This window comes from Vibrio renipiscarius (genome assembly GCF_000827885.1).
In the GTDB taxonomy this organism is placed as follows: Bacteria; Pseudomonadota; Gammaproteobacteria; order Enterobacterales; family Vibrionaceae; genus Vibrio; species Vibrio renipiscarius.
This window is the reverse complement of record NZ_JTKH01000008.1, coordinates 83,978-102,157: the sequence shown is the minus strand read 5'-3', so window position 1 is coordinate 102,157 and position 18,180 is coordinate 83,978. Positions and strand designations below refer to the sequence as shown.

General features: G+C 47.7%; 15 protein-coding genes and 1 other RNA gene. 15 read left to right on the top strand and 1 reads right to left on the bottom strand.

Annotated elements, in window-relative coordinates; all coding sequences use genetic code 11:
• The first annotated feature begins 8 nt into the window (after positions 1-8).
• The 15 genes from rnpB to lpxC all read left to right on the top strand — a co-directional run bounded on the left by rnpB (position 9) and on the right by lpxC (position 17,390).
• Positions 9-439: RNase P RNA component class A (gene rnpB, locus OJ16_RS19605), an RNA gene on the top strand.
• 421 nt (positions 440-860) lie between these two features.
• A complete protein-coding gene (gene rsmH / locus OJ16_RS07840; RefSeq protein ID WP_040989082.1) occupies positions 861-1,811 on the top strand; it encodes a 16S rRNA (cytosine(1402)-N(4))-methyltransferase RsmH in 951 nt (316 codons plus the stop codon).
• Between the two features lie 7 nt (positions 1,812-1,818).
• Entirely contained in the window at positions 1,819-2,136 is a 318-nt protein-coding gene (gene ftsL, locus OJ16_RS07835) for a cell division protein FtsL (protein ID WP_040989081.1), read from the top strand.
• Positions 2,133-3,860, top strand: coding sequence for a penicillin-binding transpeptidase domain-containing protein (locus OJ16_RS07830; RefSeq protein ID WP_040989080.1), 1,728 nt, complete (start codon positions 2,133-2,135; stop codon positions 3,858-3,860). The genes ftsL and OJ16_RS07830 overlap by 4 nt, the downstream gene beginning before the upstream one ends.
• Before the next feature lie 15 nt (positions 3,861-3,875).
• Positions 3,876-5,387 (top strand): UDP-N-acetylmuramoyl-L-alanyl-D-glutamate--2,6-diaminopimelate ligase, encoded by a 1,512-nt coding sequence (gene murE / locus OJ16_RS07825; protein ID WP_040989079.1) that lies wholly within the window; start codon positions 3,876-3,878, stop codon positions 5,385-5,387.
• Positions 5,384-6,742: a UDP-N-acetylmuramoyl-tripeptide--D-alanyl-D-alanine ligase gene (locus OJ16_RS07820; protein ID WP_040989078.1), complete on the top strand. Its 1,359-nt coding sequence runs from the start codon at positions 5,384-5,386 to the stop codon at positions 6,740-6,742. The genes murE and OJ16_RS07820 overlap by 4 nt, the downstream gene beginning before the upstream one ends.
• On the top strand, positions 6,739-7,821 hold the full coding sequence (gene mraY, locus OJ16_RS07815) for a phospho-N-acetylmuramoyl-pentapeptide-transferase (protein ID WP_040989077.1): 1,083 nt from the start codon (positions 6,739-6,741) through the stop codon (positions 7,819-7,821). The genes OJ16_RS07820 and mraY overlap by 4 nt, the downstream gene beginning before the upstream one ends.
• 12 nt (positions 7,822-7,833) lie before the next feature.
• Positions 7,834-9,156 (top strand): UDP-N-acetylmuramoyl-L-alanine--D-glutamate ligase, encoded by a 1,323-nt coding sequence (gene murD / locus OJ16_RS07810; RefSeq protein WP_052810306.1) that lies wholly within the window; start codon positions 7,834-7,836, stop codon positions 9,154-9,156.
• Positions 9,157-9,199: 43 nt separating this feature from the next.
• On the top strand, positions 9,200-10,396 hold the full coding sequence (ftsW, locus tag OJ16_RS07805; RefSeq protein ID WP_040989076.1) for a cell division protein FtsW: 1,197 nt from the start codon (positions 9,200-9,202) through the stop codon (positions 10,394-10,396).
• Positions 10,383-11,444 carry an undecaprenyldiphospho-muramoylpentapeptide beta-N-acetylglucosaminyltransferase gene (gene murG / locus OJ16_RS07800; protein WP_040989075.1) on the top strand — a complete coding sequence of 354 codons (1,062 nt, stop codon included), beginning with the start codon at positions 10,383-10,385 and terminating at the stop codon, positions 11,442-11,444. The genes ftsW and murG overlap by 14 nt, the downstream gene beginning before the upstream one ends.
• A gap of 11 nt (positions 11,445-11,455) precedes the next feature.
• Positions 11,456-12,916 (top strand): UDP-N-acetylmuramate--L-alanine ligase, encoded by a 1,461-nt coding sequence (gene murC, locus OJ16_RS07795; RefSeq protein WP_040989074.1) that lies wholly within the window; start codon positions 11,456-11,458, stop codon positions 12,914-12,916.
• A 168-nt stretch (positions 12,917-13,084) separates the two neighbouring features.
• On the top strand, positions 13,085-13,867 hold the full coding sequence (locus tag OJ16_RS07790) for a cell division protein FtsQ/DivIB (protein ID WP_040989073.1): 783 nt from the start codon (positions 13,085-13,087) through the stop codon (positions 13,865-13,867).
• Positions 13,860-15,122: a cell division protein FtsA gene (gene ftsA / locus OJ16_RS07785; RefSeq protein ID WP_040989072.1), complete on the top strand. Its 1,263-nt coding sequence runs from the start codon at positions 13,860-13,862 to the stop codon at positions 15,120-15,122. The genes OJ16_RS07790 and ftsA overlap by 8 nt, the downstream gene beginning before the upstream one ends.
• A 30-nt stretch (positions 15,123-15,152) precedes the next feature.
• Positions 15,153-16,376 carry a cell division protein FtsZ gene (gene ftsZ, locus OJ16_RS07780; protein WP_040989071.1) on the top strand — a complete coding sequence of 408 codons (1,224 nt, stop codon included), beginning with the start codon at positions 15,153-15,155 and terminating at the stop codon, positions 16,374-16,376.
• Positions 16,377-16,472: 96 nt separating this feature from the next.
• Positions 16,473-17,390: a UDP-3-O-acyl-N-acetylglucosamine deacetylase gene (lpxC, locus tag OJ16_RS07775; protein WP_040989070.1), complete on the top strand. Its 918-nt coding sequence runs from the start codon at positions 16,473-16,475 to the stop codon at positions 17,388-17,390.
• A 102-nt stretch (positions 17,391-17,492) separates the two neighbouring features.
• Here lpxC and OJ16_RS07770 read toward each other — a convergent pair whose 3' ends face one another.
• Positions 17,493-17,957 (bottom strand): DUF721 domain-containing protein, encoded by a 465-nt coding sequence (locus tag OJ16_RS07770; protein WP_040989069.1) that lies wholly within the window; start codon positions 17,955-17,957, stop codon positions 17,493-17,495.
• Between the last annotated feature and the right edge of the window lie 223 nt (positions 17,958-18,180).

The window sequence follows — 18,180 nt, the reverse complement described above, 5'->3', positions numbered from 1 at the left end:
TCCGCCTCGGAGTTGACTGGATAGTCGCTGCTTTGTTGATGTCCTTCGGGAGACTGACGCTAAATTCCTTCGGGAGACTTGCGTTGACGTCCTTCGGGAGACTGGCAGAGGGGAGGAAAGTCCGGGCTCCATAGAGCAGGGTGCCAGGTAACGCCTGGGAGGCGCAAGCCTACGACAAGTGCAACAGAAAGAAGACCGCCGATGGCCCGCAAGGGCACAGGTAAGGGCGAAAGGGTGCGGTAAGAGCGCACCGTGCGACTGGCAACAGTTCGTAGCAAGGTAAACTCCACCCGGAGCAAGACCAAATAGGCCTCCACATTGCGTTGCTCGCGTAAGGAGGCGGGTAGGTTGCTTGAGCCAGTGAGCGATTGCTGGCCTAGACGAATGGCTATCACCGCGCAAGCGGATACAGAACCCGGCTTATACGTCGACTCCACCTATTCGAGACCCATCGTAACGTTCGCGTTATGATGGGTTTTTTGCATTTTATTGACGAAAATAATGTAATAAGCCATATACTCATGTTCGCTGATAGCGCTTTGATTGCTCGGTTTGCAATCTGCTGAGCAGCATGGTCAACTTGTGGCTTGCACGCAGATGTCGATCGCTTGTGATTGAGTGTGTTTACCGCTTAATTTCACAATATGATGGTCACATAACCCATAATCAGGCGCTTATTTCACCGCTTTATGTAGCGATACAGCAAGTGGTGCCGAATTTCGTACAGTGTCGGTTGATTGTGCTTCGTTTTAAACTTGGCGCAATGTCACGTGATACAGGCTACCAAAGGTAGCACTACGTGATGAAATCAGTACACTGGAGAGTTAGAGCGCATCAATACGCTAGCCGATGAGATAACTATGACAGAAGCATTTAAACACATATCTGTACTATTGAATGAATCGATCGATGGATTGGCAATCAAACCCGATGGCACATACATAGACGGTACATTCGGTCGTGGTGGCCATAGCCGCACAATCTTGTCTAAACTGGGTGAAAATGGTCGTCTATTCAGTATTGACCGTGACCCACAAGCGATTGAAGAAGCGAAAAAAATCGACGATCCCCGTTTTACTATCGTGCACGGTCCTTTCTCTGGTATCGCTGAATATGCTGAACGTTATGACTTGGTTGGCCAAGTTGATGGTGTGTTGTTTGATTTAGGGGTGTCATCACCACAGTTAGACGATGCTGAGCGTGGTTTTAGCTTTATGAAAGATGGCCCGTTGGATATGCGCATGGATCCAACCTCAGGCATTTCAGTCTCTCAGTGGTTGCTAGAAGCCGATCTTGACGACATTACTTGGGTGATCCGTGAGTTTGGCGAAGACAAACACGCGCGCCGTATTGCGAAAGCGATCGTTGCTTACCGTGAAAACGAAGAGAACGAGCCTCTGACTCGTACTGGTCAGCTAGCAAAACTGATCTCTGATGCTGCGCCAAAAAGCTTTAAAGAGAAAAAACACCCAGCGACACGTTCATTCCAAGCGTTCCGTATCTACATTAACAGTGAGTTAGAAGAAATCGATACTGCCCTAAAAGGCGCAGCGAGCATTCTTGCACCTGAAGGCCGTTTGTCGGTGATCAGTTTCCACTCTCTGGAAGATCGCATGGTTAAGCGCTTTATTCGTAAAGAAAGCCAAGGCCCACAAGTGCCACATGGTATTCCTTTGACTGAAGCTCAAATTCGTGAACTTGGCACTGCTAACTTAAAAGCGGTCGGCAAAGCGATTAAACCAAGCGTGGCAGAGGTGGAAGTCAACACTCGTTCGCGCAGTTCGGTATTGCGTATCGCAGAGAAGCTGTAATTACATCATGAGTAAATCCACTCCTAATCTTGCTAAGATCATCGGTTTAGACTTAATCACAGTGGGGCGTCTACCGCTCATTATGCTGTTTTTGATTTTTGGTAGTGCAATGGGAGTGGTGTTTATGACGCACCACACACGTGAAGCCATCACGGAAAAAGACCAAGCTTTGGTCGAGCGCGAACGTTTAGACAATGAGTGGCGAAACTTATTGTTGGAAGAAACCGCCTTAGCAGAGCACAGTCGTGTGCAAGATATGGCAAAAGAAGAGTTAGAAATGAAGCGTCCAGACTCTGACAAAGAAGTGGTGATTGATTTACCATGAGTTCTCCAAAAAACAAACCTGCCGTTAAGACGCCGGACGTTGAACCTCCTCAACTGATCCGCTGGCGTTTCTATCTTGTCCTTTTCTTTATTTTTGCGATTTTTGCAGCACTTGTTGGTCGTATCGGGTACATCCAAATTATTGAGCCCGACAATCTGATTAAACAAGGTGATCTGCGCTCTATTCGCGCCAAAACCCTGCACTCTGCACGCGGTATTATCTCTGATCGCAATGGTGAACCATTGGCCGTGAGTGTGCCGGTTGAAGCCGTGTGGGCAGATCCTGCGACGATTTTTAAAGAAGGTGGCTTGGTTGATGTCGATCGCTGGCATGCATTGGCGGATGTGCTTGGCTTAGATCGCCAAGATTTACTCGACAAAATCAATAGCAACAAGACTCGCCGCTTTATTTATTTGCAGCGTCAGGTTAGCCCTGCGATGTCGAATTACATTCGTGAACTGAAATTATCGGGCATAGGTCTAAAAGCGGAATCTCGACGTTACTATCCTGCAGGTGAAGTCAGTGCTCACGTGGTTGGGGTAACGGGTATCGATGGCCATGGTCTCGAGGGCGTGGAAGTTACTTATGACAAAGTCTTAACGGGTGAAGCAGGTAAGCGCATTATTCGTAAAGACCGCTACGGTAAAGTGGTTGAAAATATTTCGCTAGAAGAGCGAGAAGAAGGTAAACCGTTAACGTTGACGATTGATCAGCGTTTGCAGGCGATTGCCTACCGAGAAATCAAACAAGCGGTGGCGGATTTCCGTGCCACGTCAGGCTCTGCTGTCGTGCTGGATGTAAAAACCGGCGCGGTGTTAGCGATGGTCAATGCTCCGTCCTATAACCCGAATAATCGTGCAGATTTACAATCGGCTAAGATGCGTAACCGAGTGATTACGGATGCATTTGAACCGGGTTCAACCATCAAGCCGTTTGTGGTGCTGGCGGCGTTAGAGAACGGTGTTGCGGATGAAAATACCATTATCGATACTGGCAGTGGCATCATGCAGGTTGGCGGGAGTCGCGTTCGTGACACCTCAAAAGTCGGTAAGGCTGACTTAACTACTATTTTGAAAAAATCGAGCAACATTGGTGTGGCGAAACTCGCACTTCAAATGCCGGTGGAAGCGTTACTCGGTATGTATAGCTCGGTTGGCTTTGGAGAGTCTTCCGGACTATCACTAAGAGGCGAAAGTACCGGTATCTTCCCGGATCGTCGTCGTTGGTCAAATTTTGAAATTGCGACACTTTCGTTCGGTTATGGCTTGACGATTACACCGTTGCAACTGGCGCATGCTTACGCAACGTTAGGCAATTACGGTAAATACCAACCGGTTCACATTCTCGAAAATAATTCGCAAGATGTTTCTCGCCAAGTCATTGATGAGCATTACGCTCGTATGGTTCTAGCCATGCTTGAAACGGTAACCCAACCTGGTGGCACCGCAACAAAAGCCGCCGTGCCTGGCTATCGTGTTGCTGCGAAAACGGGCACATCACGTAAAGCGATTGCGGGTGGGTATGGTGACGAATACTTTGCGTATACCGCAGGGGTTGCTCCTGCAAGCGATCCACGAGTTGCCTTAGTGGTAGTCGTCAATGAACCGCAAGGTGACAATTATTATGGTGGTTCTGTTGCTGGCCCTGTCTTCTCTGAAATTATGAAAGGAAGCCTGCAAATCTTGAACATCGCCCCAGATGAAAATAAATTTAAACAGGAATAAAGTGAGACCTTTCGTATGCCTTTAAGCCTCACAGTGCAACAACTTATCGCGCCTTGGCTCAACATCAATGATTCTGTTGGCGAATTGGTGGTCACACAATTGGAACTGGATAGCCGTCGAGTGACGCCAGGCACTACCTTTGTCGCAATTAAAGGCCATGCTACTGATGGCCGTCAGTTTATTGATTCTGCTTTAAGTCAGGGGGCAAATGCCGTTATTGCTGAAGCGTGCTCTGAAAAACCGCATGGTTTAGTCGAGTTTCGCTGTCATCGTGACAATGACGCGATAGCGATTATTTATATTGATGATCTGAGCCGATTGCTGTCTGAATTAGCCGGTCGTTTGTATGCGCATCACAACAATCAATTAATTGGTGTGACCGGGACAAACGGGAAAACCACGATCACTCAGTTGATCGCACAATGGTTGGAATTGGTCGGGCAGCGTGCTGCCGTCATGGGCACGACGGGCAACGGTTTCTTAAATGATCTTCAGCCTGCAGAAAATACCACGGGCAATGCGGTTGAAGTGCAAAGCACGATTGCGGCATTGGCTGAATTAGGCGCGCAATACACCGCGCTTGAGATTTCTTCTCATGGTTTAGTGCAAGATCGCGTGAAAGCGTTAGCTTTTGCAGCGGGAGTGTTTACCAATTTGAGTCGTGATCATCTCGATTATCACGGCACGATGGAAGAATACGCCGAAGCGAAATTTGCCTTATTTAACCAGCACCAATGTCAACACGCGATTATTAATGTCGATGATGCGGTGGGCCAGAATTGGACCACAAGACTCGACAACGCCATTGCGGTTTCGCTATTGCCAGAAAGTGAGCGAGCGGTTTGCGACACGCCAACGGTGTGGGCAAACCAAGTGACTTATTCCGAGCAAGGCATTGCGATTACGTTTGATGGCCACTTTGGTTCAGGGCACCTATCCGTTCCTTTGATTGGCGAGTTCAATGCTTCAAATGTGATGCTGGCGATGACTACACTCTTAGCGTTAGGCATTGATAAGCAAGCACTCATCAATACCGCGCCACAACTTGAGCCTGTACTGGGTCGTATGGAACTGTTTATGGCTCAGGGCAAGGCGAAAGTGGTGGTGGACTATGCTCATACCCCCGATGCGTTAGAAAAAGCATTATTGGCATTGCGTGTCCATTGCGAAGGCCAACTTTGGGCTATCTTTGGTTGTGGCGGTGATCGCGACAAAGGTAAGCGCCCGATGATGGCCGAAATTGGGGAACGTTTGGCGGATAACGTTATTTTATCCGATGATAATCCACGCAGTGAAGACCCTGCTGAAATTGTGCAAGATATGCTCGCGGGAATGGCTCATCCTCAACAAGCGATCGTTGAGCATCAGCGATTTTCCGCTCTGCAACACGCGTTGAATCATGCTAGCGAGCAAGACATTATTTTACTTGCCGGTAAAGGCCATGAAGATTACCAAGTTTTGGCAGATAAAACGGTGCACTATTCCGATCGCGAATCGGCTCAGCAGTTACTAGGGCTACTATCATGATGAGTTTGAATCTAAGCCAGATTGGCGAGGTACTCAATGGCCAGGTGATCGGTGATGATTGCCCGATTACGCTTGTCTCTACCGATACTCGCGATTTGCAAGTGGGCGCTTTATTTGTGGCGTTAATCGGCGAGCGCTTTGATGCACATGATTTTGCTCAGCAAGCTTTAGAGGCTGGCGCTTCGGCATTGCTGGTGTCGCGTCCTTTAAAATTAGCGATTCCTCAATTAGTCGTGGAAGACACTAAGTTAGCCTTAGGCCAACTGGGTGCGTATGTGCACCAACAGTGCGCGACACCGACGGTGGCGATCACCGGCAGCTGTGGCAAAACGACAGTCAAAGAAATGGTCGCGAGTATTATGGCGCAAAAAGGCCAAGTACTGTTCACCGCGGGCAATTTCAATAACGACATTGGCGTACCTCTAACGCTACTGCGCTCTACTCCGCAAGATGACTTTGCCGTGATTGAGCTTGGCGCCAATCATATTGGTGAAATCGCGTATACCTCTGCGCTAGTCCAACCCGATGTCGCATTGGTGAATAATGTCGCCGCCGCGCATTTGGAGGGCTTCGGTTCTATTGAGGGAGTCAAGCAAGCCAAAGGTGAAATTTATCAAGGCTTGAAAGCGGGTGGTGTCGCGATTGTTAACTTGGACAGCCAAGGTGGGCAGGTTTGGCAAGTGGCACTAGCCGATAAGCAAGTTAAGACCTTTTCTGTTAGCGATGCTCATGCTGACTATTACGCTGATCAGATTGCATTAAACTCGATGGGTGAGGCGAGCTTTGTGTTGCATTCGGCCCTCGGAAGTCAAGCGATCCAGTTGGGTATTATTGGTCAACACAACGTTGCTAATGCATTGGCCGCCGCTGCACTTGCGGTTGAGTTAGGCGCCGATTTGGCTGCGATTGCGTCAGGTCTATCACAACTGGCTAAAGTGAAAGGGCGAGTTGAATTAGTTGCGCTGAACGACGGCATTCGTTTGATTGACGACAGTTATAATGCCAGTGTTCCTGCGATGAAAGCGGCAGCGGATCTTTTAGCTGGATTTAACGGCACTCGCTGGCTTATTTTGGGCAATATGGCGGAGTTGGGCGATGAAAGCCTTGCACTTCACCGACAAGTCGGGGAACATGCAGCCCCCTTTAATTTTGAGCATGTGCTGACTTTTGGTGCTGATGCGAAAGCCATCAGTGATGTTTGCCAAGGCCAACACTTTGAATCACACAACAGCATGATCACGTTTATACAACAGCAGTTGCCGCATCATTCTGGTCCACACACATTACTTGTTAAGGGCGCCAATAGCGCCGGTATGAGTAAGGTCGCAACTGCGCTGAAGGAGATTTATTCATGATTATTTGGCTTGCAGAGCTGCTACAGCCATATTTCTCATTTTTCCGTTTGTTTGAATACCTGTCATTTCGTGCCATCTTGAGCGTGTTAACGGCATTAGGTATGTCATTATGGATGGGACCACGCTTGATTCGCCGTTTGCAAATGCTGCAGATTGGTCAAGTTGTCCGAAATGAAGGCCCCGAATCTCACTTTAGTAAGCGTGGTACGCCAACGATGGGCGGCATCATGATCCTGTCGGCGATCATTCTTACTGTCTTATTATGGGCGGATCTGAGTAACCCTTACGTCTGGGCTGTCATTTTTGTACTGGGTGGCTATGGCGCGGTCGGCTTTGTTGATGACTACCGTAAAGTCGTGCGCAAAAACACCGATGGTTTGATCGCGCGTTGGAAGTATTTCTGGCAATCCGCGATTGCTTTGGTGGTCGCTTTTGCGCTTTATGCGCATGGTAAAGACACCACGGCGACTCAGTTGGTTGTGCCATTCTTTAAAGACATCATGCCTCAACTCGGCTTGTTCTATATCGTGTTAACCTACTTTGTTATCGTCGGTACGAGTAATGCGGTAAACCTGACGGATGGCCTTGATGGCTTGGCAATTTTACCAACAGTGCTCGTGGCAGCAGGCTTTGCAGCCATTGCTTGGGCGACCGGTAACGTTCAATTTTCTGACTATTTGCATATTCCTCACGTGCCTTACGCGTCCGAATTGGTGGTGGTCTGTACCGCGATTGTGGGTGCTGGTTTGGGCTTCTTGTGGTTTAACACGTACCCAGCTCAAGTCTTCATGGGCGATGTGGGTTCACTGGCTTTGGGCGGTGCGCTTGGTACGATTGCTGTTTTAGTTCGCCAAGAGTTTGTGCTGGTCATTATGGGGGGTGTTTTCGTCATGGAAACGCTATCAGTGATCTTGCAAGTGGGGTCTTATAAGTTGCGCGGACAGCGAATCTTCCGCATGGCACCTATTCACCATCACTATGAATTGAAAGGTTGGCCAGAGCCTCGTGTTATCGTTCGTTTCTGGATTATCTCTATTGTTTTGGTTCTTATCGGTCTAGCGACTCTGAAAGTACGTTAAGGAAAACTCACCATGACCATGCAGCATTGGCAAGGTATCGAAAAAGTTGTGGTTGTAGGGCTCGGTATCACGGGGCTCTCTGTCGTAAAGCATCTTAAGCGTTTACCGCTTGAACTGCAGGTTAAGGTGATTGATACGCGAACAACGCCGCCAGGACAAGAATCATTGCCTGAGGGCGTTGCGCTGCATTCCGGTGGTTGGCGCATGGATTGGTTGTTAGAGGCCGATTTAGTGGTGACCAACCCTGGTATTGCACTCGCATTGCCGGAAATTCAACAAGTGCTCGCGGCTGGGATCCCGGTTGTTGGCGATATCGAGTTGTTTGCTTGGCATGTTGATAAGCCAGTGATTGCCATTACTGGCTCAAATGGCAAAAGCACCGTGACAGACATGACTGGCGTTGTTGCGAAAGCGGCCGGCTGGAATGTCGGTGTCGGCGGCAATATTGGTGTGCCCGCGTTAGATTTATTTGAACAGCCAGCCGATCTTTATGTGCTTGAGCTGTCGAGCTTCCAATTAGAAACCACGTCAAACCTCCCTTTAGTCGCCGCGGCCTTTTTGAATCTTTCTGAAGACCACATGGACCGCTACTCAGGTATGGCAGATTACCGCCAAGCGAAATTACGCATTTTTGATCATGCGAAAGTGTGTGTGGTCAATGGCGATGATAAGCAAACCTATCCTGATACCGAAAAAACCTTAGTTGAATTTTCTTTAGAACAGCCAAGTCACGCCAGCGTGCTGACTCAAGATGGCGTAGAGTTTTTAGCCTATCGAGGTGACGCAATCTTAGCGGTTGATGAACTGAGTTTAGTGGGGCGTCACAATGTCGCCAACAGCTTGGTGGTGATCGCGTTATTGAAAGCGGCTGGTGTTGATATTCAAGCGGGTCTTGAGGCCATGAAGTCTTACAACGGGTTGACACATCGCTGTCAGGTTGTTGCAGATAATCAGGGTGTTAAGTGGGTCAATGACTCCAAGGCGACGAATGTGGCAAGCACTTTGGCGGCGCTTTCCGGTCTTAACTTAGCTGGCAAGTTGTACTTGCTGGTGGGTGGGAATGGCAAAGGGGCGGATTTTAGTGATTTGGCACCCGTGCTAGCGCCACTTAATGTTCAATTATGCTGTTTTGGTGCCGATGGCGATCAGTTTATGTCATTGCATTCTTCGGCTAAGCGTTTTGATACGATGCAAGAGATTATTGAGTGGGCGACACCTCAATTGAATCATGGTGACATGGTGATGCTATCCCCAGCGTGCGCGAGCTTTGATCAGTTCAGCAACTTTATGGCGCGTGGTGATGCATTTGCTCAACTTGCACAGCGCTTTGCATAGCAGAGCGCTTCTTCATTCTTAATTAATCGAGATAGGCGAAAAGATGCCGTTGCGAAAGACGTTCGCTAGTATAGAACAGTGGTTTAGTCACTCAGCGCCCGAGGTCCCTTTTGACCGTCAGTTGGTGTGGATTTCGCTTGGCTTGATGTTAACCGGCCTGGTCATGGTGACCTCTGCTTCTTTCCCTATCAGTACACGCTATACCGGCCAGCCATTTCATTTCATGTTCCGCCATGGCTCCTTCTTGCTTATCGCTTTAACGGTTGCCGCTGCGGTGGTTCAAATACCCATGAAACGTTGGCTGCAATTTAGTTTGCCATTGCTGTGCGTATCGATTGCTTTGCTGGTGATTGTATTGATTGGTGGCAAGTCCGTTAACGGCGCATCAAGATGGATTCCACTTGGTCTCTTTAACTTACAGCCGGCAGAAGTGGCTAAATTATCGCTGTTCATCTTTATGTCGGGCTATTTGGTTAGGAAACAACATGAAGTTCGAGAGACCTTTTTTGGTGGCTTTATTAAACCTATTTTGGTCTTTGGCACTCTTGCGGGTTTATTGCTCTTTCAGCCAGACTTAGGCACCGTCATTGTCATGCTGGTGACTTTGTTCGCCATGCTGTTTATTGCCGGTGCAAAACTAACCCAGTTCCTTGCTTTGGTCGTGGTGGGTATCGTCGCGGTCATTGGCTTGATCATTGTCGAACCATATCGTATGAAGCGCGTTACCTCTTTCCTTGAGCCATGGGAAGACCCATTTGGTAGCGGCTATCAGTTGACTCAATCGTTAATGGCGTTTGGGCGGGGTGAATGGTTTGGCCAAGGGCTTGGTAACTCGATTCAAAAATTGGCGTACCTGCCAGAAGCACACACGGACTTTGTTTTTGCGGTATTAGCAGAAGAGCTAGGGTTTGTGGGTGTGGTTCTCGTGCTGATTTTGATTTTTAGCTTAGTATTAAAAGCCATTTTCATTGGCCGTCGCGCGTTTGAAAATGATGACTTCTTTGGTGGTTATCTTGCTTTTGGTATTGGCATTTGGTTTGCTTTTCAAACCTTGGTCAATGTCGGGGCGGCGGCGGGTATTGTTCCGACAAAAGGTTTAACGCTTCCACTGATCAGCTATGGTGGCTCAAGTTTAATTGTTATGGCGGTTGCCGTGTCCATTTTATTGCGTATTGATCATGAGTGCCGACTCAACGTTCAGCAACAACCTACACAGAATGCAGAAAATGAAGAAAAATAAACGATTAATGGTGATGGCGGGTGGTACTGGCGGTCATGTCTTTCCTGGTTTAGCGGTAGCCAAAAAACTCCAGCAACAGGGCTGGGAGATTCGTTGGCTTGGTACGGCTGATCGTATGGAAGCCGAACTCGTGCCAAAACATGGGATCGAGATTGATTTTATCAAAGTGAAAGGGTTGCGCGGCCAAGGCATTGCGCGCTTGATTAAAGCGCCTTTTCAAATTATCAATGCCATCATGCAAGCCAAAGCGCACATGAAAGCCTGGCAACCGGATGCGGTGCTGGGTATGGGTGGCTATGTGAGTGGGCCGGGCGGTATCGCAGCATGGTTGCTCGGTATTCCGGTGGTCTTGCATGAGCAAAATGCGGTGGCGGGACTCACCAATCAATGGCTCTCTAAAATTGCGAAAAAAGTATTCCAAGCTTTTCCTGGCGCTTTTGCTGATGCGCAAGTGGTGGGAAATCCGGTGCGTGAAGATGTCGTCGCATTGACCGACCCAAAAACGCGTTTCGCTGAGCGTAGCGGCCCTATCCGCATTTTGGTTATGGGGGGCAGCCAAGGCGCGCGTATCCTTAATCAGACCATGCCTCAAGTGATGGCGGCGTTAGGCGAAGGTTATCAAGTGGTGCATCAAGCGGGCAAAAATAGCCAGCAAGAAGTGGCTGCTGCTTATCAAGCGCAGCAGGTTACTCAAGCGGAAACGACCGAATTTATTGATGATGTCGCAGGTGCCTATGCCCAAGCAGACTTATTGGTTTGTCGCTCAGGGGCATTAACCGTATCAGAAGTGTCTGCTGCGGGGGTGGGTGCTATCTTTATTCCATTCATGCACAAAGATCGTCAACAAGCCCTTAATGCCGATCATCTTGTTGCGTGCGGTGCGGCAAAAATGATTGAGCAACCAGAATTAACGGTCGATAAATTGGTCGATGAAATTCGTGCACTTGACCGTCGCCAGCTACAAGAGATGGCGATGAAGGCAAGAAGCGCCGCTCAACTCGACGCCGATAATATCGTGGCACAAGCGATTATCGACCTGACCAAATAACGAGAAAGACAATGACGATTAAACATACCCAAGATTTGGCTCAGATCAGAGCTATGGTGCCAGAGATGCGCCGCGTGAAATCCATCCACTTTATTGGTATCGGTGGTGCTGGCATGAGCGGCATTGCCGAGGTGCTTTTGAACGAAGGTTACCAAATTACCGGATCAGATATTGCTGAAAACCCGGTCACGGAACGCCTAACACAGAAAGGCGCGACTGTATTTATCGGGCACCAAGCTGAAAACGTTGCTCAAGCAAGTGTGGTCGTGGTTTCAACGGCAATCAACGAACAGAACCCAGAAATTCAAGCGGCACGTGAAGCGCGCATTCCTGTGGTTCGTCGCGCTGAAATGCTCGCGGAGTTGATGCGTTTTCGTCATGGTATTGCGGTTGCGGGCACTCATGGTAAAACGACAACCACAGCATTAGTGACTCAAATTTACTCAGAGGCGGGGCTTGATCCTACTTTTGTAAACGGTGGTTTAGTCAAAAGTGCAGGCACGAATGCGCGTTTGGGTTCGAGCCGAATCTTGATTGCAGAAGCGGATGAGAGTGATGCGTCATTCTTACACCTGCAACCAATGGTGAGCATTGTGACCAACATTGAAGCGGATCATATGGATACATATGGTGGTGACTTTGAGACGCTCAAGCAGACGTTTATTGATTTCTTGCATAACCTGCCATTCTACGGTCAGGCGATCGTTTGTATTGATGATCCTGTAGTCCGTGAGTTGATTCCGCGTATCAGTCGCCAGGTGATTACTTACGGCTTCTCAGAAGATGCTGATGTGCGCATTGAAAACTATCGCCAAAATGGCCAGCAAGGCCAGTTTACCGTCGTACGCCAAGGCCGAGCAAATCTTGATATTACCTTGAACATTCCTGGCCGCCATAATGCTCTAAACGCCTCGGCAGCGATTGCAGTCGCGACAGAAGATGACATTGGTGATGATGCGATTCTAAATGCGATGCTGGGCACGCAAGGTACCGGTCGTCGTTTTGATCACCTTGGTGAGTTTGAAACGGGCAATGGCGTTGCGATGCTGGTGGATGATTACGGTCATCACCCAACGGAAGTGGGCGTGACGATTCAAGCGGCGCGCAGTGGTTGGGAAGACAAACGTCTTGTGATGATTTTCCAACCTCATCGCTATAGCCGTACGCGTGATTTGTACGATGACTTTGCCAATGTACTTGAACAAGTCGATGTATTGATTATGCTGGATGTCTACTCTGCCGGAGAAAAACCGATAGCAGGGGCCGATGGTCGCGCTCTGTGCCGCACGATTCGCAGTCGCGGTAAGCTTGATCCGATTTTTGTTCCAGACATTGATACACTGCCTTCTGTACTGGCAAATGTTTTACAAAATGGTGACTTAGTACTAACTCAGGGGGCTGGAAACGTGGGTAAAGTAGCCAAGCAACTTGAAGCGTTAGAATTAAATATTGAAAAGATGCTGGCGATTTAAGTCAATTCTTGAATATTTAGCGCATTTCTTGTGTTAAAGCGATGATTTCTCACTTTCAAGGTTTGATACTTTTAATGACCCCAGTATAATCCGTGGGTTAAAGTAAGTGCTTTGGCCTATACGAAAGATAAGGGCAAGAATTGCGAGCATTAGCAAGGACAACGGACTTTGATTCGATCTATTTTTAACCAAGGACGTCGTTTCATAGATTTTCCACCGGTGAGAAAGCATGCTGTAGGCGTTAGCTTCTTACTGGTGGTGGTTGCATTGATTGGTTCATTACTTTATTCCACGGTCTCGTGGATGTGGGATGACCAACGCCTTCCGCTATCTAAGCTAGTTTTGCAAGGTGACCTAGAATATGTCACAGCGTTGGATGTACAACGTGCATTCTCTAAGCTAGATCATATCGGTACCTTTATGTCTCAAGACATCGATGTACTGCAAGGTACAATAGAGTCGCTCCCTTGGGTATCGAATGCTTCGATACGCAAACAATGGCCAGACACAGTAAAGATTTTTTTAACCGAGCATCATGCGCAAGCCATTTGGAATGGTAATGCTTTGCTAAATGATGCCGGTAAAGTATTTAACGGTGATATTGGCAAGCTACGTGGTGAGCGAGTCAAACTTTATGGCCCAGAAGGCAGCAGTGAAGAAGTATTGGCAGTTTGGCATAAGCTGAGCCAACAATTTGCGCCTCTAAATCTGACGATTACGTCACTGGTTCTTAACGACCGTCGAGCATGGCAAATCATCCTCGATAACGGTATACGCTTAGAATTGGGTAAAGAATCACTGGATGAACGGATAGAACGTTTTATTTCGCTATACCAAAATCTAGGTAGTGACGCTCTGAGAGTGAGCTATATCGATCTCAGGTATGATACGGGAGCCGCAGTGGGCTGGTTCCCTGAACAAGAATTAGAGCAAGAGAGTACAGATGACTAAGACCGCTGATGACAACATTATTGTTGGTCTTGATATAGGCACTGCAACTGTGTCAGCTCTGGTGGGTGAGGTTTTGCCTGATGGCCAAATCAACATCATTGGTGCTGGTACCAGTCCGTCACGTGGCATGGACAAAGGTGGAGTGAATGATCTTGAGTCGGTCGTGAAATCTGTTCAGCGTGCGGTTGATCAAGCGGAGCTCATGGCGGAATGCAAAATCCGCAATGTCTTCATTTCTATTTCAGGTCGCCATATTGCGAGCCGGATAGAAAAAGGGATGGGAACTATTTCGGATGAAGAGGTCTCACAAGAAGACATGGATCGCGCGATCCACACGGCTAAATCAATTAAAATTGGTGATGAACAACGCATTCTTCATGTTATCCCGCAAGAATTTACGATTGATTACCAAGAAGGGATTAAAAATCCGCTAGGTTTATCAGGTGTGCGCATGGAAGTTAGCGTGCATTTAATTTCTTGTCACAATGATATGGCAAGAAACATTATAAAAGCGGTTGAGCGTTGCGGCTTAACGGTTGAGCATTTGGTTTACTCAGGGCTTGCAGCAAGTAATGCTGTGATCACTGAAGATGAGCGTGAACTTGGCGTCTGTGTTGTCGATATCGGCGCGGGTACAATGGATGTTTCCATTTGGACTGGCGGTGCATTACGTCATACCGAAGTTTTCTCTTATGCGGGTAACGCTGTAACCAGTGATATCGCTTTTGCATTTGGCACACCAGTGAGTGATGCTGAAGAGATAAAAGTAAAATATGGCTGTGCTCTTAGTGAGTTGGTCAGCAAGGACGATACGGTTAATGTACCAAGTGTTGGTGGACGTCCATCTCGTAGTTTACAACGACAAACTTTGTCGGAAGTGATTGAGCCGAGATATACTGAACTAATGGGTCTTGTTAACCAAACGATTGATGTCGTCCAAGACAAACTGCGTGACGAAGGTATTAAACATCATTTAGCAGCCGGCGTGGTGCTAACGGGTGGAGCCGCGCAGATAGAAGGTTTAGTGGAATGTGCTGAGCGCGTGTTCCGCAACCAAGTTAGAGTTGGCAAACCTGTAGAGGTAAGCGGTCTAACGGATTATGTAAAAGAGCCGTATCATTCTACGGCAGTTGGTTTACTTCATTATGCGAGAGATAGTCAGGTTAACGAAGACACTGAATATAGCGAACCTAAACGCCAACCAGTAACTTCACTGTTCGATCGCTTGCGTAATTGGATACAAAATGAGTTTTAACCTGAGCAGCAGGAAAAACGGAGACAACACATGTTTGAACCGATGATGGAAATGTCTGACGATGCGGTAATTAAAGTCGTTGGTGTTGGTGGCGGTGGCGGCAACGCCGTTGAGCACATGGTGCGTGAATCCATTGAAGGTGTGGAATTCATCAGTATTAATACTGATGCACAAGCACTGCGCAAGACAAGCGTTAATAGTGTTATCCAGATTGGTGGTGACATGACGAAAGGTCTTGGTGCAGGCGCAAACCCTCAAGTGGGACGTGACGCTGCTCTAGAAGATCGAGATAGAATTAAAGAAGAGCTAACCGGTGCCGATATGGTCTTTATCGCGGCGGGTATGGGCGGTGGTACCGGTACGGGTGCTGCACCTGTTATTGCTGAAGTTGCGAAAGAGTTAGGTATTCTAACGGTTGCTGTCGTGACTAAGCCTTTTAGCTTTGAAGGTAAGAAGCGTTTGGCATTTGCTGAGCAAGGTATCGAAGAGCTGTCTAAGCACGTCGATTCGTTGATCACTATCCCGAACGAAAAATTGCTGAAAGTACTGGGCCGCGGCATCACGCTTCTTGAAGCTTTTGCAAGTGCGAACGACGTACTTAAAAATGCCGTTCAAGGTATTGCTGAGCTAATTACTCGACCTGGTATGATCAACGTCGACTTCGCGGATGTTCGCACCGTGATGTCGGAAATGGGCCATGCAATGATGGGTAGCGGCGTAGCAAAAGGCGAAGATCGTGCAGAAGAAGCGGCAGAGATGGCTATCTCTAGTCCACTTCTAGAAGATATCGATCTTGCGGGTGCTCGTGGTGTTCTAGTGAACATTACGGCGGGTCTAGACATGCGTCTAGACGAGTTTGAAACGGTAGGTAATACGGTTAAAGCTTTCGCATCAGATAACGCAACGGTTGTAATTGGTACCTCGCTTGATCCTGATATGGCGGATGAGATTCGCGTAACAGTTGTTGCGACAGGTATTGGTAATGAGAAGAAACCTGACATTACTTTAGTGGCAGGCGGAAAAGCAAAAGTGGCACCGGTAGCACAACCTCAGTCACAAGTTGCCACTCAGCAACCAGCCGCTGTTAAAGTAGAAGAGAAACCGGTACAGACATTGCAAGAAAAACCGCAAGTCACTTCACCGGCCACCACTTCTGCGTCAGCAAGCAATGGTTCAGGCCAAAGCACGGCGCCAAAAGTAGAAAAAGATGGGTATTTAGACATTCCAGCGTTTCTACGTCGTCAAGCTGACTAATCGCGTCAATTTTGACATGGTTCTAAATTGTGGTATTATTCGCGGCCGATGATTACATCGACCGCGATTTGTAGCACTAAACCCTGAGGCAAGCAGATGATCAGACAACGTACTCTGAAAGAAATGGTAAAAACGATCGGTGTTGGTTTACACTCCGGCCGTAAAGTTGCCCTTACTCTTCGCCCAGCGGCTGCAAATACAGGTGTCATTTACCGTCGTACAGACGTAAATCCTCCTGTTGATTTTCCAGCGGATCCAGAATCAGTTCGTGACACCATGCTATGTACTGCTCTTGTGAATGACCAAGGTATTCGTATCTCAACGGTTGAACACTTAAATGCAGCATTAGCAGGCATGGGTATCGATAACGTCATTATTGAAGTTGATGCACCTGAAATCCCAATTATGGATGGCAGTGCGAGCCCATTTGTATTCTTGCTACAACAAGCAGGTATCGAAGAGCAAAACGCAGCTAAACGCTTCATCCGTATTAAGAAACCGGTTCGCTTCGAAGATGGCGATAAGTGGGCTGAATTTAAGCCTTACAACGGTTTCCGTATGGATTTTGAGATTGAATTCAATCACCCAGCCATTGATGCTGACGAGCAACACCTAGTGTTTGACTTCTCTTCACAAGATTTTGTGAAGCAGATTTCACGAGCTCGTACATTTGGTTTTATGCGTGATATTGAATACCTTCAGTCACAAAACCTTGTTTTAGGCGGCAGCTTTGATAACGCTATCGTACTTGACGAATACCGTATTTTGAATGAAGAAGGCCTACGCTTTGAGAACGAATTCGTGACTCATAAAGTGTTGGACGCGATTGGTGACCTTTACATGTGTGGCCACCCAATCATCGGTGAATTCCGCGCATTCAAATCGGGCCATGGCTTAAATAACCAACTTCTACGCTCAGTACTTGCTGATCAAGAAGCATGGGAATGGGTGACTTTCGAAGAAGAGCAAACCTCTCCGGTTGCTTTTGCTGACCCAAGCATGGTTCTCGCTTAAGCGTGAAGAATAAAAAAAACCAGTCGAATGACTGGTTTTTTTACATCGGAATATTGCGAAAACCCAACCTGAATCTTCTGTTTGATTCTCCGTCCGCCTAAGCTATTGCCCTTTCTTTTGTTGAGCTAACTTCGCCAAACTTTCTAAGCGCGCCTTGATCTTTGGCGGCGCATTTTCTGCGATACCTTGAAGATATTCAGCGGCAACCTCAGAAATCGGTTCGCGCGGTTTTATGGCTTCTGGTTTTTGGGTCTTTTGTGAGCGATACAATTCGGGGTTAATCTGCACATCAATTGCAATTAAACGAGCAAAGCCTTGGTTACGAAGTTGGCTTAGAATATACAGTCGATCGTAACTGAGCTTCATCTTCATCGCGGCACTCGCCACTTCAAGCACCAATTGTCCATCGCGAACATTTGCCGCTCGGCAATGTTCTACCGTGTGTTTCGGTAAAATGTCTTTGAGCAGATCATTGATTGCGATGATCTCTTTGGCGTGCTTTTGTAAGTCGGCAAAGCGTGAATCTGAGATAATATCGTTACTGAGTGTAGGACGATGGTCGCGCATTAGATGCCCTTATCAAATGTGATACTTCTAGTTTAACCAACCCTGTCAGTGACGAATAGCCCTTCTAACGGATAAAGTTACGCCGTTCAAGATGAAAAAATCACAAGTGCTTCAAACAAATCACTAACAGATTGGTTGTTCGTGATAAAATTCCTTACACTAATCGCCACTTAAAACAGCTTAAGCCTTGAAAATGAAAGTCCCGACCACAATATTTGGGATT

Coding starts and splice junctions, on each gene's coding strand:
- rsmH (WP_040989082.1), top strand. CDS start 861: ATGACAGAAGCATTTAAACACATATCTGTACTATTGAATGAATCGATC.
- ftsL (WP_040989081.1), top strand. CDS start 1,819: ATGAGTAAATCCACTCCTAATCTTGCTAAGATCATCGGTTTAGACTTA.
- OJ16_RS07830 (WP_040989080.1), top strand. CDS start 2,133: ATGAGTTCTCCAAAAAACAAACCTGCCGTTAAGACGCCGGACGTTGAA.
- murE (WP_040989079.1), top strand. CDS start 3,876: ATGCCTTTAAGCCTCACAGTGCAACAACTTATCGCGCCTTGGCTCAAC.
- OJ16_RS07820 (WP_040989078.1), top strand. CDS start 5,384: ATGATGAGTTTGAATCTAAGCCAGATTGGCGAGGTACTCAATGGCCAG.
- mraY (WP_040989077.1), top strand. CDS start 6,739: ATGATTATTTGGCTTGCAGAGCTGCTACAGCCATATTTCTCATTTTTC.
- murD (WP_052810306.1), top strand. CDS start 7,834: ATGACCATGCAGCATTGGCAAGGTATCGAAAAAGTTGTGGTTGTAGGG.
- ftsW (WP_040989076.1), top strand. CDS start 9,200: ATGCCGTTGCGAAAGACGTTCGCTAGTATAGAACAGTGGTTTAGTCAC.
- murG (WP_040989075.1), top strand. CDS start 10,383: ATGAAGAAAAATAAACGATTAATGGTGATGGCGGGTGGTACTGGCGGT.
- murC (WP_040989074.1), top strand. CDS start 11,456: ATGACGATTAAACATACCCAAGATTTGGCTCAGATCAGAGCTATGGTG.
- ftsA (WP_040989072.1), top strand. CDS start 13,860: ATGACTAAGACCGCTGATGACAACATTATTGTTGGTCTTGATATAGGC.
- ftsZ (WP_040989071.1), top strand. CDS start 15,153: ATGTTTGAACCGATGATGGAAATGTCTGACGATGCGGTAATTAAAGTC.
- lpxC (WP_040989070.1), top strand. CDS start 16,473: ATGATCAGACAACGTACTCTGAAAGAAATGGTAAAAACGATCGGTGTT.
- OJ16_RS07770 (WP_040989069.1), bottom strand. CDS start 17,957: ATGCGCGACCATCGTCCTACACTCAGTAACGATATTATCTCAGATTCA.